The sequence below is a fragment of the Maribacter ulvicola genome (genome assembly GCF_900155985.1).
In the GTDB taxonomy this organism is placed as follows: Bacteria; Bacteroidota; Bacteroidia; order Flavobacteriales; family Flavobacteriaceae; genus Maribacter; species Maribacter ulvicola.
In genome coordinates this window covers 192,281-217,193 of sequence record NZ_FTMA01000005.1, presented here as the reverse complement: position 1 = coordinate 217,193, position 24,913 = coordinate 192,281, and the positions used below count along the sequence as shown (strand labels likewise).

Sequence of the window (24,913 nt, the reverse complement as noted above, 5' to 3'; positions counted from 1 at the left end):
ATGAGGTATATATTTAATCAAGTTTACTTAATTGGGTCATTTTGTTTATTGGTGTCTTGCACGGCAATGTCACAAAAATTTGATACCCATCAAGTAAAATCTGGAGAAACTTTAGAAAGTATATCTAAATTATACGGGGTTTCAACTGCAAGTATATTACGGTACAATAAAGAGATTAAAGAAGGTCAGAAACTAAGGTCAAACACAATATTGGTAGTTCCTGGTAAAAAGATAGTTGAGCAAACAAGTAAGTCGACATTTAATATTGCTGTTCAGGATTCTGTGAAATCAAGAGTGCCGGTAGGTTATACGGAGCATCGCGTTAAGAAGAAAGAGACAATATTTGGTATTACGCAAATGTATAATATAACAGAGGAGGAGCTTAAAAAGTACAATCCTAAATTATATGCTTCGTCGTTGCAAAAAAAGATGGACTTGCGGATTCCAAAGTATCGTACTCCTAAAGCTGTAGAAGTAGTTGAGAATCAAGGTGATTTCGAAAAATACATTGTTGCTGAAAAAGAAACCAGATGGAGCATCGCTCATAAGTATGGTATTACTATAGAAAGAATGCTTGAGCTAAACCCGGGACTGTCTGCCGCTAACAATTATTTGTCTGAAGGATATGAACTGTTAATGCCAAAAATTGCGGGTAGTACCGTTAAGAACCAGGTTACACAATTATATACGTCATATACGGTGCCTGCCAAAATGAATTTCTATCGCCTAGAAAAAGAATTTGGTGTAAAGTCAGACGAAATAGTTCGTTTAAATCCTGAAATTACAGAACAAGGTGGGTTAAAAGAAGGTATGATAATTCGTATTCCTGAGAAGAAATTGGAGGTAGGGGAAATAAATACGGATAATTATATTTTTTATGAAGTTAAGCCAAAGCAGAATGAGTTTAGGTTAACTAGAAAATTTGGAATGACATGGGCAGAATTGGTTGTCTTGAATCCGGATCTAAAAGACGGACTTAAAGCAGGTATGGTTTTAAAACTACCTAAAAATAAGGTTGGTGATTTTGAAGTTAGAAATGCTTTGGTATTGGATAAGATTAATTTATTGGATAGTATAAATGCTACGGTACAACCAAAAGTATTGTTTCTGTTGCCATTTAGGTTAGATAAAGTAAATTTAGCAGACAAGACCAGTGCTGAAAAAACGATAAATGCAAGAAGAGATATGACCGTTAGCCTAGGTCTTTACTCTGGCGCGTTAGTGGCTATTGATTCTATGAAATCACTGGGGGTTTCTATAGATGTGAAAACGTTGGACAATCAACTAGATCTGGTTAAGACCAAACAGTTACTGCAAAAAGAGCAATTAGGGAATTATAGTGCTGTTTTTGGTCCTTTGGATATTTTATCATTAAAGGAAACAGCGGTACAGGCATCTAAATTTAATGTTCCTGTGGTAGCGCCTGTAACCGCTAAAAGTGATTTAAGTTTGGATAACGTGTTCTATTCATATACTGATGAAGAAGTGCTTTGGAAACACATGTTAGATTATGTGGAAACCAACCATAAAGAAGAGACACTTTTAGTAATAGCGGATGAGGATAATAAAAAGGAGAAAGAAACAATTCTAAAACGTTTTCCAACAGCTAAAGTGGTTGTGGTAAAAGAAGAGGAAAAAAATATTGGTATTAATAGAGATAAATTACGGGCATTACTTTCAGATAAAGTTCCTAATTGGGTTTTTGTAGAATCTGATAATTATAAATTAATTGCTAGTGTAGTATCTATTTTAAATTCATTCAACAATACCGCTTTTGATCCTATATTGGGTAAAGATAAAGTGAGTGTTCGCATGTTTACAACAGATATGAATTCCGCTTTTGAAAATAATGTTATATCAAACACGCATTTATCTAATTTAAAGTTTACCTATCCATCAGTAAATCGTCAAGTGAAAAATAATTCATTTGTTGAACGATATAGAGAACGTTTTGGTGATGACCCAAATAGATATGCGGTAAGAGGTTTTGACATTACCTATGATCTTTTGTTGAAACTGGCCTATAACAACAATTTAGTAGATGTTTCAAAATTTATAGGTGAAACAGAATATAACGGTAATAAGTTCAATTATCAAAGAAAGGGTGTGACCGGGTATTATAACCGGGCATCCTATATTCTGATGATTGATGATTTAAGAATAGAAACCATAGACTAAAATGACATCAAAAGTTACGTACAACGGAGGGTTAAGAACGGAATGCATTCATTTAAAATCAAACGATTCTTTTGTTACGGACGCACCGCTAGATAACAACGGTTTGGGTCAGGCATTTTCACCTACTGATACTGTTGCAACAGGCTTGGCAAGTTGTATGTTGACAATGATGGGTATAAAGGCTAACGGACTAGAAGTAGATCTAAAAGGTACAACGGCTTCTGTTACCAAGCACATGGCAACTTCACCTAGAAGAATTTCTAAAATAGAAGTAGAAGTGCATTTGCCAAAGGATATTTCAGATAAGAATAAAAAAATTTTGGTGCACACGGCTAATACTTGCCCTGTGCACCATAGTTTGCACCCAGATATTGAGAAAGTAATTACTTATCATTGGGACTTATAAAAAAAGCACATTCCACTTTATTTCTTTTAGCGCTACTGATCTTTTCAAATATTCAGAGTCAAGAAGTAATGTCTTGGGAACCAGGTTTTAGATTTACTTGGAACGATTTTAGAGGTGCTGCTCCCATAACTTCAAGAGCTGCAGCTACCACCGCAAGTGGTATAACGTATCGCTTTACCACTTTTTACGAGAATAATGAACTACAGGTAGATTATAAAGTGTTCGCCTATTTTTATCCAACCAAGTCATGGTATAAACCTGAACTGTGTAATGATGTTACCTTATTACATGAACAATTACATTTTGATATTACCGAGCTTTATGCACGCAAATTGCGAAAGCAACTGGCAGAGACAAAATTTACAAAGAATGTAAAAGAAGAGATTCGTAAAATCTATAAAGCCACCATTCGACAACTGAACGACTATCAGAATAGATACGATTCAGAAACCAACTACTCTAGAAATTTACCTGTACAAGAACGTTGGGTACAAGAAATAGAGGAGGCTTTAAGAGAATATTAGATTAAAAATGAGATAGTGGTTTAGTGAAATAGTAGATTGGTTTTAGATTGGAGGTATGAAAAAGCAACATTTAAATTGCTATTTTTATTGCTTAATCACAAAAAACATTAGTTCCCTTACATACTATTTCACTAATCTCACTTAAATAAATTACACATCACAAATAGTAACACCTTGTTTTAAGGCGGCTATTTTGTCGTCCCAGCTTGGCACGAATTCTTGCGCTACGTGACCTTTGTAACCAGTCTTTAAAATAGCTTTCATTACCGCTGGATAGAAAATTTCTTGAGTTTCATCAATTTCATGTCTGCCAGGGTTTCCTCCAGTATGGTAGTGTCCATAATATTGGTGGTAATCTTCAATATTCCTTATGATATCACCTTCCATAATTTGCATGTGGTAAATGTCATACAAAAGTTTAAAGCTTTCAGAACCTATGGCTTGGCAAAGAGATACGCCCCATTCAGAAGTATCGCACATATAATCTTTATGGTTTACCTTGCTGTTTAAAAGTTCCATTTGTAGCACTACACCATGCTTTTCGGCTAAGGGCATTAGTTTCTTCAATCCTATTGCGCAATTACGTAAGCCCACTAAGTCGTTCATTCCGTTTCTATTACCGCTAAAGCAGATAAGGTTGGTGTAGCCTGCTTCTGCCACTAAAGGGATAACACGTTCGTAGTCTGCAATTAGTTCTTCATGTAAAGAAAGGTCGTTCCATCCTTTTTCTATGCCCATGCCGGCACCCCAGCACATAGAGGCGTGAATGTTATATTTTTTAAGAAGAGGAAATTCATCAGGACCTACTAGGTCAACAGCACGAATATCAAGTTCTACTAAATTTTTAAGAAAATCTTCAAAAGGGATGCTTCCATAGCACCAATAACAAACACTATGGTTAATATTGTACTTTAATTTTGCCGTGGTATCGGGTTTTTTATTGTTTGCTGCCGCCGCTGAGGTGGTTAAGAATCCAACAGAGGCAGCCGCTGAGGTTCCAATAAAATTTCTTCGTTTCATGTTGTTTGAGTTGTTGATTTTCTAAAGATAAATTTTTTAGTTCTAAAAATGGAAATAAATCCGGATAAGGAAAAATTAATAGAACTGGCCCATTACCGAATGCCGTTTGGTAAGTATAAGGGTAGGTATTTAATAGATTTGCCAGAACCCTACTTAGTATGGTTTAAGCAAAAAGGATTTCCTAATGGTAAATTGGGAGATTTATTGCAATCTATGCTAGAAATCAAAACAAACGGCTTAGAATCAATAATTCGAAAAATACAAAAACATTTTCCTAAGTAAACCCGTTAAGTTCTCACCTCAATTTGTAACTTTGTATCCCGTAACATAGAATTCGATACATGGCACAAACCAAATACATCTTCGTTACGGGAGGCGTTACTTCATCACTAGGAAAAGGCATCATTGCTGCATCTTTGGCGAAATTACTGCAATCTCGCGGCTACAAAACTACCATTCAAAAACTAGATCCATACATTAATGTGGATCCTGGAACTTTAAACCCTTATGAGCATGGCGAATGTTATGTTACTGATGACGGTGCAGAAACAGACCTTGATCTAGGTCACTATGAGCGTTTTTTAAATGTTCGTACGTCTCAGGCTAATAATGTAACCACGGGTAGAATTTACCAAAGCGTTATTGAAAAAGAACGTAGGGGAGAATTTCTAGGTAAGACGGTACAAGTAGTTCCCCATATTACAAACGAAATAAAAGAACGTGTTCAATTGCTAGGTAATAGTGGTGAGTACGATATTATTATTACTGAAATTGGTGGTACGGTAGGTGATATAGAATCGTTACCTTATATAGAAGCGGTTCGTCAACTGCTTTGGGAACTTGGAGATAACAATGCTATTGTCATTCATTTAACCCTGGTTCCTTATTTATCTGCTGCAGGTGAATTGAAGACAAAACCTACACAGCATTCGGTAAAAACATTGATGGAAAGTGGTATTAAGGCCGATATTTTGGTGTGTAGAACAGAGCACGAAATTTCAAATGATATCAAAGATAAATTGGCGCTTTTCTGTAATGTTAAGCGTGAAGCGGTAATACAAAGTATTGATGCATCTACAATTTATGATGTGCCGCTATTAATGCAGGAAGAAGGTTTGGACACCGTTACCTTGAAGAAATTGGCACTACCAAATACGGTAGAACCGGATTTAGGGCGTTGGAACGAATTTTTGGCTAGACATAAGAATCCTAAAAATGAAGTTACTATTGGTTTAGTAGGTAAATATGTAGAATTACAAGATTCTTATAAATCCATATTGGAAGCTTTTATTCATGCAGGAGCTGCTAACGAGGTGAAAGTAAAAGTAAAGTCTGTTCATTCAGAATATATTACTGCGAGCAATTACGAAAACAAATTAAAAGGCTTAGATGCTATTTTGGTGGCACCAGGTTTTGGTGAGCGTGGTATTGAGGGTAAAGTAAAAGCTGTTGAGTATGCACGTGAAATGAACATTCCGTTTTTAGGTATTTGTTTAGGTATGCAAATGGCGGTTATAGAATATGCCCGTAATGTATTAAATCTTGCAAATGCTAATTCTACCGAGATGGATGAGAATACGCCCGATCCGGTAATCAGCATTATGGAAGAACAGAAAAACGTTACTGAAAAAGGAGGTACTATGCGTTTAGGTGCATGGGACTGTGAATTGAAAGACGGTAGCCTGATAAAAGAAATATATAATGGTGATTCGCAAATATCTGAACGTCATCGTCATAGATATGAGTTTAACAATGTCTATTTAGAGCAATTAGAGAAAGCAGGTCTAATGGCGTCGGGTATCAATAAAGAGACTAATTTGGTAGAAATTGTAGAGGCAAAAAATCATCCTTGGTTTATTGGTGTGCAATATCACCCTGAGTATAAGAGTACTGTAGCTAATCCGCATCCTTTGTTTGTAGGCTTGGTTAAGGCTGCTTTAGAGTATAAAAAGTCACAAACTAATGCCACATTGGCATAAACATCATATTTGGACATATATTTGCGTTCTAACAAATTCAAATGATTCCCAATTAATTAGAAATATCACATGGAAGAAAAGAAATTTGATGTACAATCCATTATAGGTTTCGTGCTTATTTTTGGAATACTCATCTTTATGTTTTACCAAAGTCAACCAACTCCAGAAGAGTTAGAGGCAGAAAAGGCAAAGCAAGAACAAGTAGAGGCTGCAAAGGCATCAGAAAAGTTAGGGACAGAAACTGTTGTTCAAGATATTCCGCAATTAGATTTACAAGATTCTACTGCTGTTGCTAATTACCAAGGTAAGATAGGGGCTTTTGGTTTCACAAAACCTTCTAATGATATTACGACTTTGGAAAATGAAGTTCTTCTATTAAAAATTAGTAATAAAGGTGGTCAGATAGTAGAGGCGAAAATGAAGCAATTCGTTACTTATGATTCTATACCGGTGTATTTGGTGAAAGATGGTAATGCTTCTTTTGGGTTGGATTTTGCTACTTCTGATAATAGAGTGTTGAATACTCAGGATCTATATTTTGAGCCATCGATCACTAATGACAATGGTAACCAAGTATTATCATTAAAAGCGAAAGCTTCAAACCAACAATATCTAGAGTATAGGTATGTTATTAAACCAAATGATTATTTGGTTGACTTTACCATCAAATCTAAAGGTCTGGATAATGTCATAAGTACAAGTAAACCTGTAACCTTAGATTGGAAACTAAAAGGTATTCGTCATTCAAAAAGTATAGAATACGAAAATCGGTATACTCGTTTAACTTATAGTCATGAAGATGGTAAAATCAGTAAACTCTCTGAAGGAAGTGATGATGAAGAGGCAGAAGAAGATGTAAAGTGGATTTCATATAGACAGCACTTTTTCTCTAGTATTTTGGCTGCAGATGAGCCATTTAAAAGTGGAGATTTGACTTCGGTTAACTTGGTAGAGGAAGAAAGTAGAACTTTTGGTTTTACTAAAGAATATGCATCGGCTTTACCGGTAGAATTGGAAGGCGGAGAAATCTCTAAAGATTTACATTGGTATTTTGGTCCTACGGATGTTGATACTTTGTCTAAATATGAAGATTTAGGTCTGGTAGATTCTATTCCTTTTGGCTGGGGTATTTTTGGCTGGATCAACCGTTATGTGTTTACACCCTTTTATGGTCTTATCAGTACATATTTTCCTTATGGTATTGCTATAGTAATAATGACTATTTTAGTGCGTTTGGCAATGTCACCGGTAACCTACAAGTCATACTTGTCTCAGGCAAAAATGAAGGTGTTGAAGCCAGAAATTACAGAGTTAGGGGAAAAGTATAAGGACAATGCAATGAAGAAACAGCAAGAAACCATGAAGTTGTATGGTAAGGCTGGTGTAAGTCCCATGAGTGGTTGTATTCCTGCGGTCATACAAATGCCTATATTCTATGCGCTTTTCATGTTTTTTCCAACATCGTTCGCATTACGTCAGAAGCCATTTTTGTGGGCAGATGATCTTTCTTCTTTTGATACTATCTATCAATTTCCAGAAGGATTTTCTATTCCGTTCTATGGTGACCACGTAAGTTTGTTCCCAATATTGGCATCTATAGCTATATTCTTTTATATGATGATGACAACAGGTCAGAACATGCCAACACAACCAGGTATGCCTAATATGAAATTTATCATGTACCTAATGCCATTTATGATGTTGTTTTTCTTTAACAACTATGCCAGTGGGTTGAGTTTGTATTACTTTGTTTCTAACCTAATTACTATTGGTATTATGTTGGTCATAAAGAACTTTATTTTGGATAATGATAAGATTCATGCCCAGATACAAGAGAACAAGAAAAAGCCTAAGAAAGAAAACAAGTTTCAAAAGAAAATGCGTGAAATGATGGAACAAGCAGAAGCGCAAAAGAAAAAATAAACCATAGAATATAGTGGTTAAAGTCTAGAATGACTCGAATAGAGTATTAAAAGACCAAGTTAATTGAAGCTGAACATTGATTATAATGTTCAGCTTTTTTTTTAGTATTTCTTTCCTGTATGAAACCTACTAGTCAGAACTTTTAGTATAGTAAATAATGTCATTGCCTTGTATTGTTTCTTCATCCTATAAGTATGTTAGCATTTTTTAATTTGTACCCATGCCTAAATTTTATTCTTCAGTTTTATGTGTTTTTGTTAGGGTGTAATTTGTTAAAGTTTATGACTTTTCAAGTATATCAGAGATGATAGTTCTCTAAATGCTAAGCTTGCTCAATTGCTCACTTTTGGTTATTCAAATTAATTAACGAGTTCAATTAAAATTTTAAATCTTTATTTTAATAGGGCTTACCGCTGTGCTTTATATCTTTAAATTTTGTCAAATTCATTTTCTTATTATCTGTTTGGTTTTAGTCTTGGAATATTAAAAAAGCTTGTACACATAAGTTTTTTATAGCACTATGATTTTTGATAAAATTAGCTATGTGATTTAAAAGAGAAAATCGATAGAGATTTAAATTCATTTACTGTGTATTTGAAAGGATTTTCTATGCATTTTAACGAGAATATCAAATTTTATATAATTAAATGTTAAAAATTTAAGTAATTCACTTTGGTAATAGAGATCTAAACATTTTTGAAAATAGTAAATTGGCTTTGGATTTTGAATTATCCCCCTTCCCCCTGTTTAAAAAATTTCTTGTGTACCATTATTATTAATGGACACAAATAAGTTTGGTAATTGCATATAATTTATAAGAACCCCACTTCTTATTTCTTAAATTAATCTATTGCGTTATGGTATTTAATTAATAAATACTAAAACATGGGGAACTCTACTTTTTATTTATTGAAGTTAAACTCAATAAAATCTTACACTCTTGAACGATTTTTTAAACGGACAATTTTAGTAAACTTACTTTTTTGTTTACTGTTATTCGGTTTTGGCACATACTCATTTGGTCAAACTTGTACCCCTGTAACTAACCCTAGTTATACCCCAGGTTGTGAGTTGTGTGTTGTATTTATATTGGATGAGTCCAATTCCATTTCCAATTCTCCTAGTATAGAAGGAACTATAGAAACCGCGGTAACTGATTTTATACAGTCACTTCAAAATGATTGTATTCCGGCCAATATTGCTATTGTAGAATACGGTACAAAAGCTAGATCAGCTTCAATAGGAGGAAATACTGGATTTCAAACAATTAATGCAGCATATATATCAAATCTTAACTCTTACCTAAATGGAGGTGGGAATAATAGTAGTAATACATCTTATAATCCTGGTCCTTCTAGTAGTCTACAAGGTTCAACTAATTGGGAAGCAGCTCTTCAATTGGCAAACACAAAGACTACAGGGTCCTGTGCCAATCCTTTAATTGTTTTGTTCACGGATGGAAATCCTACTACTTCCTCATTATGTAATTTAAATGGAAATAGTGCGGGTCAAGTTCAATGTAATGGAAATCATATCGGTAAAGCATGCTCCGCAGCAAATGTTATTAAAAACAACGGGAAAAAGATTTTTACTATAGCTGTACCAAAACCAACTGTTGATGTGGCAAATATAGAAGCTATTGCCAGTGGATCAAACAGTTTACAATACCCTAATGATACGAGTAATATATTAGAAGCGGATTATCTAATAACCACTTCAGGAAACTTAGGTAATGCTTTTGATGCTTTAGCTTTAAGTCTTACTACACCAATAATTACTACCACTGCTATGGATGCAGATTTAGGTTGTAATCCTGATATTGTAGTACCTGAATTTCAGGTTAATCATCAATGTAGAGGTAATGTTCAACCTGTGGTGACTGAAAATGAAGTTGTTGATGGTTGTAGAATTACAAAAACCTGGACAGCAACGTTTAGTGATACGCATTGTAATGTTGATGCAGTTCCCGTATCTATAGAATATACGTATGCAGAAGCAGAACAACCGGAAGCAGGTGTGGGAGAAAATGCAGTCTATTGTAGTGCTGATTCGGGATTAAGTGCTGTGGATTTGGATAGCCTCGTGTCTAATGGAGATTCGGGAGGAGTTTGGACAGATGTAGGTAATAATATTGTTGCAAGCCCTATTGATCTTTCTACATTTAGTGCTAATAGTTATACTTTTACATATACTGCTGCAACAGATGATTGTGACGGTTGTGATTTGTCTGATTCTACTACGGTAACAATAACTATAAACGATAATCCAACGGTAGTAGCGGAAGACGCGAGTGTCTGTCTCGGCGAGAGCATCCAGTTGGAGGCGACACCTGCAAACGGAACATGGTCCGGTACAGGCGTAAGTTCGGGTGGGCTTTTCGACTCGTCCGTACAGGGAGCAGGCAGTTTTGAAGTGACCTATACGGTAACGGACGGTAATAGCTGCGACGGTTCCGACAGTGCAACGGTAACGGTAAACGTATTACCGGAGCCGGTAGCGGAAGATGCCAGCGTATGTTTGGGGGCAACGGTACAGTTGGAGGCTAGCCCCGAAGGCGGAACCTGGTCCGGGACAGGAGTAAGTTCTACAGGACTGTTCGACACGACCGGTTTAAGCGATGACACTTATGAAGTAACATATACGACAACGGATGATAATAGCTGTGTAGGGGAGACGACGGCAATGGTAACGATAAACCCATTGCCTATAGCGGAAATCGGTGGAGTATTGGAAATATGTTCAGGTAACAGCACCGCACTAACAGCGAGTGGTGGCACAAGTTATTTATGGAGTACCGGTGCCACGACGGCGGCTATCGAAGTGGCTACTGCTGGCGATTATACGGTAACGGTAACTGATGAAAACGGTTGTACGGCAGAGAAAACGGTAACGGTGATCGTAAACGATAATCCATCGGTAGTAGCGGAAGACACTAGTGTCTGTCTCGGTGAGAGCATCCAGTTGGAGGCGACACCTGCAAACGGAACATGGTCCGGTACAGGCGTAAGTTCGGGTGGGCTTTTCGACTCGTCCGTACAGGGAGCAGGCAGTTTTGAAGTGACCTATACGGTAACGGACGGTAATAGCTGCGACGGTTCCGACAGTGCAACGGTAACGGTAAACGTATTACCGGAGCCGGTAGCGGAAGATGCCAGCGTATGTTTGGGGGCAACGGTACAGTTGGAGGCTAGCCCCGAAGGCGGAACCTGGTCCGGGACAGGAGTAAGTTCTACAGGACTGTTCGACACGACCGGCTTAAGCGATGACACTTATGAAGTAACATATACGACAACGGATGATAATAGCTGTGTAGGGGAGACGACGGCAATGGTTACTATAAACCCATTGCCTATAGCGGAAATCGGTGGAGTGTTGGAAATATGTTCAGGCAGTAGCACTACGCTAAAAGCAGATTATGAATCAAGTAATGTTTATGTCTGGAATACTGGAGCTACTACGTCAGGGATAACAGTAGATACTGCCGGCGATTATACGGTAACGGTAACAAATACTTATGGTTGTACAGCTGAGGCAACGGTAACGGTGATCGTAAACGATAGCCCTACTGTGGAGGCGGAAGACGCGAGTGTCTGTCTCGGTGAGAGCATCCAGTTGGAGGCGACACCTGAAGGCGGAACATGGTCCGGTACAGGCGTAAGTTCGGATGGGCTTTTCGACTCGTCCGTACAGGGAGCAGGCAGTTTTGAAGTGACCTATACGGTAACGGACGGTAATAGCTGCGACGGTTCCGACAGTGCAACGGTAACGGTAAACGTATTACCGGAGCCGGTAGCGGAAGATGCCAGTGTGTGTTTGGGGGCAACGGTACAGTTAGAGGCTAGCCCCGAAGGCGGAACCTGGTCCGGGACAGGAGTAAGTTCTACAGGACTGTTCGACACGACCGGTTTAAGCGATGACACTTATGAAGTAACATATACGACAACGGATGATAATAGCTGTGTAGGGGAGACGACGGCAACGGTGACGATAAACCCATTGCCTATAGCGGAAATCGGTGGAGTGTTGGAAATATGTTCAGGTAACAGCACTGTACTAACAGCGAGTGGTGGCACAAGTTATTTATGGAGTACCGGTGCCACGACGGCGGCTATCGAAGTGGCTGCTGCTGGCGATTATACGGTAACGGTAACCGATTTAAACGGTTGTACGGCAGAGGAGATGGTGACAGTGATCGTAAACGAAAAAAACGATCCTTTATTTGGAGAGATAGAACCTATTTGTGAAGGAGCTGAATTAGCGGAATTACCTACTATATCACTTAATGGAATTTCAGGTTCTTGGTCACCGGCATTAAATAATACAGTAACTACGGAATATACATTTACACCAAATGATAATGAGTGTACGAATACTGCAAAGTTAACTATCCAGGTTATAGAAAAACCAATGCCTTTAATTACTGAAGTTTCAATCTGTATGGATGGAGAATATTTTTGGGAGGTAAACGAGACAACATATTCGGGGCTTGATGGAAGCGTCGTAATAACCATTAAAGGCGATATCTGTGAAGCTGATCAAATACTTCGTCTTATGGTACCTGAAATTATCACATGTAATATAACACAAGATGAACTTACAACAGATCATATAACTAAAGATGGTGTTGCAACCGTACACCCTAATGGAGGAAGTGGTAATTACACTTATCTCTGGGATAACGGTGAAACAACGCAAACGGCAACTACCTTAACTTATGGGCTACATACGGTTGTAGTTACAGATTCTAATGGGTGTGTGTCAAGTTGTCAAATAGATATAGCAAAAGAATTGTATTGTTGGGTAAATTTAAAACAAAATGTAAGTGTATATGGAGGTAATGATGGAGAAGCACTTGTTAGAGGTAATGGTGGTTATAGGCCATTCACTTTTAAGTGGGATGATGGTACTACCAATGCATTGAACACAGGGTTAACGGCAGGTACTCATTATGTTACCATTACAGATGCTAAAGGCGCTACATCACAATGTAGTGTTACCATAACGGAACCAACAGGTGCTACTTGTGATAATTTTACAGTAGATATAGAACAAATAGAGCTTACAACCGATCATTTGACTAAAGATGGTGTTGCAACCGTATTTCCAAAGGCAGGAACAGCTCCATATACTTATTTATGGGATAATGGTGAGACCACACAAACTGCAAATAAGTTAACTTATGGATTGCGAAATGTAGTAGTAACAGATGCTAACGGATGTGAAACTAGAGGTCAAATAGACATCGCCAAAGAATTGTACTGTTGGATTAACCTTTATGCAAATGTTAGTGTTTACAATGGTAACGATGGTGCTGCCAAGGTTTATGGCAATGGAGGATTTAGACCGCATACCTTTAAATGGGATGATGGTGTAACCGAACAAATGAATGACAATTTAAGTGCAGGCACACATTATGTGACGATAACAGATTCAAAAGGAGCTACCTCTCGTTGTAGTATAACCATATCAGAGCCTAATGAGATATTAGAAGTTTGTGATGGTATTGATAATGACGGAGATGGTAAAATAGATGAAGGTTTTGATCAAGATGGCGATGGGGTTGCAGATTGTTTCGATACATGTGATCAAGGAGATGATCATGTCGATGTTGATAATGATGGCATACCTGATGCTTGCGATGATTCAATCTGCTTAAAAGGAGATCAACCAGAAGTATATTGTTATCAAACAGCGGTATGGAACGAAACTACATGTCAATGGGATATATTGGATGAGCAACCTGAGAAGCCGGAGACACAATGTTTTGAAACAGCAGAATGGAACGATCAGAGCTGTAGTTGGGAAATCATAGGTGAGAAGCCAATGGAGCCAAAAACGGAATGCTATTATAAAGCTGTATGGAACGATGCTACATGTCAATGGGATATATTGGATGGGCAACCTGAGAAGCCGGTGACACAATGTTTTGAAACAGCAGAATGGAACAATGAGAGTTGTAGTTGGGAAATCATGGGTGAAAAGCCAATGGAGCCAGAAACGGAATGCTACCAGAAAGCTGTATGGAACGAGACTACATGTCAGTGGGACGTAATTGACGAACAACCTGAGATGCCTATGACACTATGTTTTGAAACTGCTGTTTGGAATACTCAGAGCTGTAGTTGGGAAATCATGGGTGAAAAGCCAATGGAGCCAGAAACCGCATGTCACGAAACAGTTGTTTGGAACTCTGAATCTTGTGAATGGGATATAGAAGGAGAACAGCCGGAGATGCCAGAAACGGAATGTTATGAGACAGCTGTATGGAATGTAGAGTCTTGTGAATGGGATATAGAAGGAGAACAACCAGAGATACCAGTAACGGAATGTAATGAAACAGCCGTTTGGAACTCGGTATCTTGTGAATGGGATATTACAGAAAACGATAATGATTGTGGATCAGGGACCATAGGTCAATGTGAAACGGCATACGCAAGGTCTAGTTCAGAGAATGTAAGAACCTGTTTTACCCAAATTTCTAATCTAAGCGGTGGAAATTGGGGTTGGACCAATAAAATTCCATCAATTAATGGGACGTATGAATTGGATTTATATGCCGCAGCTGGCCAATGTGATATATCTAAGGGAGCATTGGTTGGTAATGTAAATATCGTTTATAACAATGGATCGGTCAATGTTATGGTTTCTGCCCAAGATGGGTATATGATAGCTGAAGCGCAATTATATGTTGGTAGTAGCGAGACTCCTGTAAAAGGTAATGGCGATCTTACTGTAGCACCAGGGCAATATCCTTATCAGGACAATATTAATGGAGATTTTAGTACTTATACATTCCAAGGGTTAAGTGCTGGAGATATGGATAATTTCTATGTAATTCTTCATGCTAATGTTTGTCCGCAGGAAACAGATACTTTAAAGACCGCACCGACCAAGATCGAATTAACCACATATCCAATTCCTTTTAAAGAAGAATTGAATATTGAATTAATGGCAACATACAGCTCAAAGCTTACAATTGAGCTATTTGATTTGAATGGAAGATTGATCAAGCAAGAAAAAAATCACGTTCTAAAGGTAGGAGATAACAACTATAAATTATCTATTGGAAGTTTAGAGTCTGATATGTATATAATAATACTTAAGACCGATAAAGAAAAATTAGTTAAAAAGGTTATTTCTAAAAAGTAGCACTATAAATTAATTTGGTTAAATAATAGAAAAGCCCTTTCAAATTGAAAGGGCTTTTGCCATTGATTAAGGATTGGTTTGGTAAGATTTGGGATGCCAAAGATGTAATAAATTTAAAGTTCTTTAAAAAGTTAGTTGTAAAGGATGCTTTATTGTATGTTAAAAGAGTATATGATGATGTAAACAAATTTGCGGTATAAAAAAACCTTCCTATTTATAGGAAGGTTTTCAGTTATAATTCAATACCTATTTTAATGCAGTGCATCAATAACTACCTGTGGTAAAAGTACTTTATTGATAACATGAACAACACCGTTACTTGCTTCTACATCTGCCATGACAACAGAAGCATTGTTCTCGCTGGCATCTTCAATATGTACAGCACCATTCTCTTTAATGTTAACACCTATATTTTCACCTTGAAAAGTTGCAATCGACTGTCCGTCACTTAAATCAGTTGAGAAAGCAGCTGTGCCGGATACTACATGGTACGTAAGAATGGAAACCAATAATTCTTTTTCAGTTTCAGTGTCAAAGTCGGCTAAGCTAGTGTATTCTTCGCCTAAGGTATCTAGAAGAGTTGCAAAGGCATCATTGGTTGGTGCAAAAACTGTAAATGGACCGGCGCCATTTAACGTTTCTACTAAACCTGCATCTGCTTGTACTAATGCATCGACCAATAAGCTTAAATCATCGGTTTCTACGGCAATCTCAACAATTGATTTCAAACTCATTGCCGAAAGCATATCTAAAACCTCTTGAGGTAAAATTACTTTATCGATAACATGAACAACACCATTACTAGCAGCTACATCAGCCAAAGCAACATTGGCATTGGTAGCTGTTGCATCCATAATTTCAACACCATTATCCGTTAAGATTACAGTAATGTTTTCACCTTGAATAGTTTCAATAGCTTGATTATTATTTAAATCAGTTGAAAAGGCGGCAGTACCAGAAATGACATGGTATGTCAACACTTTCGTTAATAGTGCTTTTTCTTCTTCTGTATCAAAATCCGAAAGGTTGTTGAAGTCGTCTCCTAAAGAATCTAAAAGAGCAGCAAACGCATCATTAGTTGGAGCAAAAACAGTGAAAGGACCTGAGCCATTTAAAGTTGCTACTAAACCTGCATCTGCTTGTACTAAAGCATCAACCAATAAACTTAAATCATCTGTTGCAACGGCAGTATCAACAATAGTTTTTAATCTTAAGCTGGTTACAAAATCTATAGCCGCTTGTGGAAGCAATACTTTGTCGATAGTATGTGCAATACCGTTAGAAGCCATAATGTCTACACCTGTAATATTTGCGTTGGTATCAGAAGCATCTCCAATTACGAAAGAGTCACCAGAAGCTATAATATCCACACTATTATTTTCAAGAGCTGTAGCTACCTCACCTGCAGCTAAATCAGTTGATTTTACTTCTGCGGCAACGACATGAAATAATAAAATGTTCTTCAATAAAGCAATTTCTTCATCGGTATCAAAATCATCAAGGCTATTATAATCATCACCTAACACATCTAATAATGCAACAAAGGCATCATCAGTAGGGGCAAAAACAGTAAATGGTCCGTCAGAACTAAGTGTTGCAACTAAATCAGCTTTAATAACAGCGGCTTCTAAAAGAGATAATGGTTCAGTAGCTACTACTATATCAACTAAAGTTCCGTTTTCTATGTCCTCTTCTCCGTTCAAGGCATCAATAATTGCTTGAGGTAATAAAACTTTATCAATAACGTGAACAACACCGTTGCTTGCTTCTACATCTGCAATGACCACTTTTGCATTTACTTCAGTAGCATCTTCAACAAATACATCACCATCAATATTAATGGTCAAATCTTCCCCTTGTACGGTAGTAACCATCATACCATTTGTTAAATCTGAAGAGCTAGCAGCAACACCTGCAACTACATGGTAGGTTAAGATTGATGTTAAAATAGCACGTTCTTCATCCGTATCAAAATCGGATAGTGACTCAAAGTCATCTAATTGATTCAATAATGCAGTAAAAGCATCGTTTGTAGGAGCAAAAACGGTAAAAGGACCGTTTGAATTTAATGTGCCTACCAAATCTGTACCTTCAGAATTATCGGCAGTAGTAAGTGCAGAGACCAAAGAGGAAAGTGCATCTTCCGCCTGAGCGGTTTCAACGATGGTCGTTTCGTTAATTGTCAAAGGTTCCACATCGTCATCGTCACTACAAGACCATGTAATCATAGTGACCGTAAGTAACAGTAAAAAATTTCGTAATCGTAACATTTTTTTCATAATTGTGTTTTTAAAGATTGTTTAATTAATTATAAAAGATGTTTAACGTTAAATGTGATATAATATATTTTTAGTATTAAAACACCTATGTGGATAAAAATACAACAGATTTATTTTGTTTAAGTTATTTTTTAAAAAGTTTAACAAAATATTTTTAACTCAAAAAAAATTAAATTTTGAACCAATAAATTAAAGTCCTTTAGTGCGTTGGCTTAAAGTGGATTTTAAAAGTGTATTACATAAGTTGAAAAAAAGATGTTTTGAAATGAAATTTTGTAATTTTGTAACGACATAGTAATAGAGATGAAAAAAGTTGTAATAGGACTGTCAGGGGGAGTAGATTCAAGCGTAGCAGCATACTTGTTAAAAGAGCAAGGTTATGATGTTATTGGTTTATTTATGAAGAATTGGCATGATGATTCGGTGACGATATCAGAAGAGTGTCCGTGGTTAGAAGACAGCAATGATGCCTTGATCGTTGCAGAAAAATTAGGTATTCCTTTTCAAACAGTAGATTTAAGTACAGAATATAAAGAACGTATTGTTGATTATATGTTCAAGGAATACGAGATGGGGCGTACCCCAAATCCTGATGTGCTTTGTAATAGAGAAATTAAGTTTGATGTCTTTATGAAAATTGCTATGCAATTAGGGGCAGATTATGTTGCAACAGGGCATTATTGCAGAAAAGGTACTTTGCACAATGCAGATGGTACAGAAACATATCAGTTATTGGCAGGAAAAGATGGTAATAAAGACCAGTCTTATTTCTTATGTCAACTTTCGCAAGAACAATTATCCAAGACATTATTTCCGATAGGGGAATTGACCAAGCCACAGGTAAGGGAAATTGCCGCAAAAATGAATTTGATAACTGCAGATAAAAAAGATTCACAAGGTTTATGTTTTATAGGTAAAGTAAGACTTCCGGAATTTTTGCAGCAACAATTAAAACCAAAAACCGGTAAAATTGTTGAAGTACCAGCCGGGTTTGATGCTTATGAACGCGCAACACCTAATTTCAATGATAAAAACTCAGAATTAGAGTTCTATGCGGAGAAGCCCGTATATCATTTAACAGATGGGAAAGTGGTTGGTGAGCACCAAGGTGCACACTATTTTACCAAAGGACAACGTAAAGGCTTGCATGTAGGAGGAACAAAAGAACCCTTGTTTGTAATAGATACCGATGTAAATGAGAATATCATTTATACGGGTCAAGGTAAAGCCCACCCCGGCTTGTATAGAAGAACTTTATTTGTAAAGGAGGAAGAAATACATTGGGTACGCACAGATCTTGCATTGAATATTGATGAGAAACTAGAAGTAAAAGCACGTATAAGATACCGTCAAGAACTGCAGGAAGCTACTATATACAAAGTAAAAGGTGGTATGTATGTAGATTTTAAAGAAATGCAATCTGCAATTACCGAAGGTCAGTTTGTGGCGTGGTATTTAGCAGATGACCTTATAGGGTCTGGTGTAATTTCATAATTAGAGGGTTATATTTTAAAGTTCATTTTAGTATCTTTAAAATGTAACCTTTTACTTTATTATTGAGATTAGGGTTTGCTTACATGTATTTTGAAATCTAAATTAACTATTCAATATAATGCCTTGCGGACTCGCTACAAGGTGATTCACTAAGCATATGCAAAATAGACTTACCGAACTTTTCAAAATAGAATTCCCCATAATTCAGGGAGGAATGATTTGGACCAGTGGATGGCGATTAGCCAGTGCTGTATCAAATGCTGGAGGTTTAGGTGTCATTGGTGCAGGTAGCATGTACCCTAATGTTTTGCGAGAGCATATTCAAAAATGTAAGGAAGCAACTTCAAAACCATTTGGAGTAAACGTTCCTATGTTATATCCTGATATAGATAAGTTGATGGATATTATCATTGAAGAGGATGTAAAAATTGTATTTACATCTGCTGGAAATCCTAAAACTTGGACATCCATTTTAAAGGAAAAGGGAGTTACCGTGGTACATGTGGTCAGTAGCTTGAAATTTGCGTTGAAAGCACAGGCTGCAGGGGTAGATGCCATTGTGGCAGAAGGCTTTGAAGCAGGCGGACATAACGGTCGTGATGAAACAACAACTTTTGTGTTGATACCTGCAGTTAAAGAAAAAATAACTATTCCTTTGATAGCAGCAGGTGGAATAGCAACGGGTAGTGCCATGTTGGCTGCCATTATTTTAGGTGCAGATGGTGTACAGGTTGGTAGCCGGTTTGTGGCAAGTGAAGAAGCATCAAATCATATAAACTTTAAAGAGGTCGTGATAAATGCTAAGGAAGGAGATACGCATTTGACATTAAAAGAACTAGCTCCTGTTCGTTTAGTGAAAAACAAATTTTATAATGAAGTTCAAAAAGCATATACTAACAATGCCACAACCGAAGAGTTGAAAACTCTTTTAGGTAGGGGCCGTGCAAAAAAAGGAATGTTTTTAGGTGATTTAGAAGACGGCGAACTAGAAATTGGTCAAGTATCTGCGTTGATACACGACATAAAACCCGCTGCCGAAATTGTTAGCGAGATAATGAGGGAGTTTAAAAAGAGGAAAGCAGAACTCTCCTCTTTTTAGTTTATCTCTCTTTATAGATTATACTTCTTTATCCTCCCCTTCAATAATCCGCACTTTATTTTTCAAAGAGCCAAGGTATTCAATAAGATCACGGAGTTCTCTTCTAGATATCATACGGCCCATGGCAGGCATAGCGGACATAGAATTTTCTCTTTTGGCAATTCTCATTAAAGGAATTCTTAAAGGTTCAGCTTCAGATGTTCTTAATAAAACTTCCTTATTATTCTCCTCGATTAAAACACCTTGAACTTTTTGTCCATCTTTCAATGTAAGGGTTACGGTTCCGTAACCAGGAGCTAACCTTACACTTGGCTCAATAAGCGCTTCTAATAATTGCTGTCTGTCTAAAATATTACCAATATTATCTAATTTAGGACCAACTTCACCACCAGAACCGTTTACAGAATGACAACGTACACATTGCGCTGTAGGGTTGTTATTGAATACCGTTCTACCTGCCCACCAATTACCTCCGTAAAGGGTTTCTTGAAAAGAATCAGTAGAAAAACCTGCTTTCTTAAGTTTATCTAATTGTGCTATTAGTTTAGGGTTTTCTGTCGCTTTTACCGATTCCATTAAATCTAATAAAATACCTTGGTTTAGTTGACTTTTACTAGCTTTATCAATTAGACTAGTAAGAATGGCATTGCTTTTTACGTCAGGCAGGTCACCAAGAACATTCAACATTCTTTGCTGTTCCGATAATGAGCCTTTCTTAAATATTGGGTCAACAATGTTTGGTAGTTTCTCTTTAGATAGATTTAATTTACTTAATAAACCTACGGCTACGGTCCTTACTTGTTCATTCTTATCTTGCATACCAAAAGACATGGCTGCTTCCATTTTATTAAATTGTAATTGACCTAAGGCGTTTAGTACGGCAGCTCTTACTTTGGGTGATTCATTTGATTTAAATACTTGGTATAAATCATCGTTATAAGAGTTGATGCCAATTGCGCTTATTGTTTTTGAAATTCCAATTAATATTTGTGGCGAACTTTCTTTTAAGAACGAAGGAACATGTTTTTTAATTTTTTCCTCTAACTGACTGTTTTCTCTAATAACTTCTCCTCTATATCTACCATCTACACGATCTAAAAGTGAAGGGTTGTTCCAAGTGCCCAAAGCAGCAAGGGCTTCGCCACGTAAATCGCTAGATACCTTTCTTCGCTTAGCAAAATTGATAAGTAAATCTAACTGTTCTCCACCGCCCACACGTAATGCGGCATTAATGGCTCTACGTAACAAGGGTTCAGATGTGAATTTTTCGTTAGTAAGCGTTGCTGCCAATGCCGGAAGAGCATCCTCAATAGAAAGGTCATCGTTAATGGCACGTGCAGTTTCTGTAACAATGTATTCATCTTGGTCAGAAAGGAATATCGATATTTTTGGATCTTGTAATTTTCTAAGAACCATAACGGCAGCAATTCTAAGACTTCTGTTTTTGCTATTGGCAAGAGCTAAAAGTGGTTCAGCATTGCCAATTCTAGATAGCGCTAAAACTGCGGCATGTCTTAAATAAAGATCTTTGTCGTTGTTGGCTTCGAGCATTGCCAATAACGGGTCAATGGCATTTTTATGTTTTAATCTGCCCAGTGCTTGTGCTGCAAAGAATTTTACACGGTCATTTTCATGGGTAGTCAATGTTATAAGACTATCAGCGGCTTTTTTATATCTTAAATCGCCCAATACCTTTACACTTTGTGCTATGATTTCTGGATCGTTATCACTTAATAAGTTAAGTAACGGCTTTGCCTCATCTATATCCTTAGCGGCAATTTGACCAATACCCCAGATCGCATGAATACGCGCAAATTGATTTTCTTCTTCTTGTAGTACCTTTTTAAGCGCTCTATAGCCCCAGAAAGTTCTTTTAGCAAGTTCAAATTGAGCCTTTTGGCGAATTCTCATATCGCCATACGACAATAAACTTACCAAACTATCCGTCTTTTCATCTTCATAATTTAGGGTCATTAAACGTTGGGTTTCTAAACGTTCTTGAGCTAAATCATTTGTTTCTTCGGTAACGTCTAATTTCCAAACTCGCCCATAATTTTTAGTTCCCCAACCATTTACCCAATCGGCAAGGTACAGTGCACCATCTGGTCCAAAGCCTATTCCTGTAGGCAATACGCCAGATAAAATAGATTCATCTGTATTTAATTCAAACGAAGCGCCTTTTGGCTTTAGATCAAACGACCAAATATGTGATCTACTAGGATCTCCTACAAATTCTACTAAAAAGAATTTATTCATCCATTTTTTACCCAAGGCAGTGCCAGGGTTATATCTCATTCCCGTAGGGCCGTTATGAAAATTTTGAAGCGGTGGCATAATGTATGCAGCCTGACCTTCCCAACGAGGAGTGAAGAGTTTTTCATCCATCCAAACATTATATCCGTTATTTTTGGGATCCGTATATTTTCCGTACTGCCAATTAGCTCTCCACCCGGCATCTGAACCTTCAACGATATGAACCAGTCTTTCGCTTTCGCCTCTATGGTCACCATCATTATCAGATGAAATAATATTTCCGTAAGCATCAAAAGCAAACTCATGGGTATTACGCAGACCATGTGCATATACTTCAAAATCTGTTCCATCAGGATTACTTCTTACAATAACTCCTTCATTTGGGTATTTATGGTTTTCACCTTCAACAGTTGTAATATTTGCTCCTATATCTCCAATGCCCCAGTATATTTTACCATCGGGTCCTTCAATGGCACCAGACATACCATGCCCACTAAAACCAATATGTACGGCAAAGCCTTCGGCAATTGCAGTTTTCTCATCTAAAATTTTATCGCCATTAGTATCGGTAAGACGATACATTCCTGGGCCAATACCGACAAATACATCTTCATCACGAACTAGAAGTGCACCGGCAACATCATTAATTTCATCATTAAAACCTTTCATGATTTGAGTGGAAATATCTGCAATACCATCTTTATTGGTATCCTCTAACATCCATATCTCATCTTGTTCAACGGTTAGATCGCGCCAATCGTGAATACTATCGTTATTTAAATCTGCCAACCACTCATTTTCTTTACTAAGCTCTGGCGCAAAGGTTTTACGTAGAAAAGCTCTTCTATCTTCAACAGATTCCAGAGCAATGGATTCTGTCATCCAATCTCTATGGCCGCGAATATCAAATTCAGAGTTTTTATGTCTATTAGAGCGGGTAATGTAGATATTTCCTTCATTGTCAATATCCATTGCAATAGGATCTGGGGCTAGTGAATCTGAAGCCCATAGGCTTAACTCTAGACCGTCAGCAACTTGTGCGGTAATAGTTTCTCTGGCAAGTTTGGCCATTTCAATAAGTTCAGTACTGTCTTGCTGTATAGTTAAAGGAATTTCAACTGGCTTTTTATTTATACATGAAGCGCAAAAGAATAATAGGAGTACTAGCCCTAGAGGGAATTTTTTAAAAAATGTCATTGTTGTTTTGTTGGTTTGAAAGATAAAAGTAGCAAATATTGTAGATAAACAACAGTGAAATGATGCTCTGTTCAAATTATTAACAACATCAAATTAATGTGTCTGATTTTTTAATTTTTAATTTTTTAATTCAATGTTAAGAAACTGTATTTAAAACTTCTATTATATTTGGTTTCTTATCAAACTTAATAATAATATGAATACTATTAAAACAACACTAGCATTCCTTTTTTTAGTAGCTTTTGGCTTTAAAATGGCTCATGCACAAGAAGGTCATCCGTTAGAAGGGAAATGGAATTTGACAATTGATCAAGAAGGAGAGAAATTACCATCGTGGTTAGAAATTAGACATTCTGGTACCAATAGATTAATAGGAAGATTTACCTATGCTTTTGGTAGTGCTAGACCAGTTGCTGAAATTGAAAAGCACGGAGAGCTATTCTCTTTTGAAATACCACCACAATGGGAGCCAGGAGCAGCCAATATGGAATTTGAAGGAAAAATGGAAGGTGATGGATTAGTAGGGACCATGATTTATGCAGATGGCAAAACCTATGATTGGACCGCTACCAGATCGCCAATGCTACCGTATTATGAAAATGCGAAAGAAGGAAAGACCATTAAGCTGTTTAATGGTAAAAATTTAAAAGGTTGGACTATTAAGCCAGGAAATCAATGGGCGGTTTTAAACGGTATATTGACCAGTTCAAAATCTGGGGTTAATTTAGTTTCAGAAGAAAAATTTAAAGATTTTAAATTGCATGCAGAATTTAGATACCCGGAAAGAAGTAATAGCGGTTTGTATTTAAGAGGACGTTATGAAGTGCAGATTGCAGACAATATAGGTTTAGAGCCTTCTTCTATTTATTTTGGAGGAATTTATGGATTGTTGACTCCCAATGAAAATGCGGCTAAGAAAGCCGGAGAGTGGCAAACGTATGATATTACTTTAATAGGTAGAAGAGTGACCATTGTAGCAAATGGAAAAACAGTTATTTCAAATCAGAATATAGAAGCCATGACAGGCGGTGCTTTAGATAACAATGAAGCAGAAGCCGGTCCAATAATGATACAAGGTGATCACGGTGCAGTAGAATTTAGAAAGTTAGAAATTACCCCATTACATAAAAGGTAATCTAAGGGTGAACGAATTTTAATAAAAACCTCCTATTTGGGAGGTTTTTTATTTAACTGTTAAGCTTTGTAATTATGGCTAAAGCATTTTCTTCTTCGTCTTTATTGACATAAATTTCTACCAATTTTGGCACAAGAGCACCAAAACCTGCAAGACGAGCAGATTCGCTTTCGTCTTTTACTATAGGGTTGATCTTACTTTCTTTTAATGCAAGTGTTATTCGTTGCGCTTCAAAACTATTGCCCGCAAATACTTTAATAAAATTTGAGTCCATTTT

At 37.0% G+C, this 24,913-nt stretch carries 14 protein-coding genes; 10 read left to right on the top strand and 4 right to left on the bottom strand.

Annotated elements, in window-relative coordinates; translation table 11 throughout:
• The 3 genes from BW936_RS14195 to BW936_RS14185 are packed head-to-tail and all read left to right on the top strand — an operon-like array spanning position 1 to position 3,108.
• Positions 1 to 2,178 (top strand): LysM peptidoglycan-binding domain-containing protein, encoded by a 2,178-nt coding sequence (locus BW936_RS14195; protein ID WP_076549239.1) that lies wholly within the window; start codon positions 1 to 3, stop codon positions 2,176 to 2,178.
• 1 nt (position 2,179) lies between these two features.
• Positions 2,180 to 2,584, top strand: coding sequence for an OsmC family protein (locus BW936_RS14190; RefSeq protein WP_076549237.1), 405 nt, complete (start codon positions 2,180 to 2,182; stop codon positions 2,582 to 2,584).
• Entirely contained in the window at positions 2,572 to 3,108 is a 537-nt protein-coding gene (locus BW936_RS14185) for a DUF922 domain-containing protein (RefSeq protein WP_244156235.1), read from the top strand. Before BW936_RS14190 ends, BW936_RS14185 begins: the two co-directional genes overlap by 13 nt.
• Before the next feature lie 150 nt (positions 3,109 to 3,258).
• Here the strand turns inward: BW936_RS14185 and BW936_RS14180 are convergent, their stop codons facing one another.
• Positions 3,259 to 4,128, bottom strand: a complete 870-nt coding sequence (locus BW936_RS14180; RefSeq protein ID WP_076549234.1) for a hydroxypyruvate isomerase family protein — start codon at positions 4,126 to 4,128, stop codon at positions 3,259 to 3,261.
• 48 nt (positions 4,129 to 4,176) lie between these two features.
• Between BW936_RS14180 and BW936_RS14175 the strand changes: the two genes are divergently transcribed.
• The 4 genes from BW936_RS14175 (at position 4,177) to BW936_RS14160 (ending at position 15,179) form a co-directional block, all read left to right on the top strand.
• Positions 4,177 to 4,410 (top strand): DUF3820 family protein, encoded by a 234-nt coding sequence (locus tag BW936_RS14175; RefSeq protein WP_076549232.1) that lies wholly within the window; start codon positions 4,177 to 4,179, stop codon positions 4,408 to 4,410.
• Between the two features lie 59 nt (positions 4,411 to 4,469).
• Positions 4,470 to 6,107 (top strand): CTP synthase, encoded by a 1,638-nt coding sequence (locus tag BW936_RS14170; protein WP_076549229.1) that lies wholly within the window; start codon positions 4,470 to 4,472, stop codon positions 6,105 to 6,107.
• 69 nt (positions 6,108 to 6,176) lie between these two features.
• Positions 6,177 to 8,030, top strand: coding sequence for a membrane protein insertase YidC (yidC, locus tag BW936_RS14165; protein WP_076549226.1), 1,854 nt, complete (start codon positions 6,177 to 6,179; stop codon positions 8,028 to 8,030).
• A 1,089-nt stretch (positions 8,031 to 9,119) separates the two neighbouring features.
• On the top strand, positions 9,120 to 15,179 hold the full coding sequence (locus BW936_RS14160) for a T9SS type A sorting domain-containing protein (RefSeq protein WP_159439029.1): 6,060 nt from the start codon (positions 9,120 to 9,122) through the stop codon (positions 15,177 to 15,179).
• Between the two features lie 251 nt (positions 15,180 to 15,430).
• Here the strand turns inward: BW936_RS14160 and BW936_RS14155 are convergent, their stop codons facing one another.
• Positions 15,431 to 17,458: a fasciclin domain-containing protein gene (locus tag BW936_RS14155; RefSeq protein WP_076549222.1), complete on the bottom strand. Its 2,028-nt coding sequence runs from the start codon at positions 17,456 to 17,458 to the stop codon at positions 15,431 to 15,433.
• A 303-nt stretch (positions 17,459 to 17,761) separates the two neighbouring features.
• Between BW936_RS14155 and mnmA the strand changes: the two genes are divergently transcribed.
• Positions 17,762 to 18,952: a tRNA 2-thiouridine(34) synthase MnmA gene (gene mnmA / locus BW936_RS14150; protein ID WP_076549221.1), complete on the top strand. Its 1,191-nt coding sequence runs from the start codon at positions 17,762 to 17,764 to the stop codon at positions 18,950 to 18,952.
• 157 nt (positions 18,953 to 19,109) lie between these two features.
• Entirely contained in the window at positions 19,110 to 20,051 is a 942-nt protein-coding gene (locus BW936_RS14145) for an NAD(P)H-dependent flavin oxidoreductase (protein WP_076549219.1), read from the top strand.
• An 18-nt stretch (positions 20,052 to 20,069) separates the two neighbouring features.
• Here the strand turns inward: BW936_RS14145 and BW936_RS14140 are convergent, their stop codons facing one another.
• Positions 20,070 to 23,501 (bottom strand): HEAT repeat domain-containing protein, encoded by a 3,432-nt coding sequence (locus BW936_RS14140; protein WP_076549217.1) that lies wholly within the window; start codon positions 23,499 to 23,501, stop codon positions 20,070 to 20,072.
• Positions 23,502 to 23,697: 196 nt separating this feature from the next.
• On the opposite strand from BW936_RS14140, the gene BW936_RS14135 reads away from it, so the two are divergent.
• Entirely contained in the window at positions 23,698 to 24,636 is a 939-nt protein-coding gene (locus BW936_RS14135) for a 3-keto-disaccharide hydrolase (protein ID WP_076549215.1), read from the top strand.
• A 52-nt stretch (positions 24,637 to 24,688) separates the two neighbouring features.
• Here BW936_RS14135 and BW936_RS14130 read toward each other — a convergent pair whose 3' ends face one another.
• On the bottom strand, positions 24,689 to 24,910 hold the full coding sequence (locus tag BW936_RS14130; RefSeq protein ID WP_076549212.1) for a putative signal transducing protein: 222 nt from the start codon (positions 24,908 to 24,910) through the stop codon (positions 24,689 to 24,691).
• Positions 24,911 to 24,913: the final 3 nt, after the last annotated feature.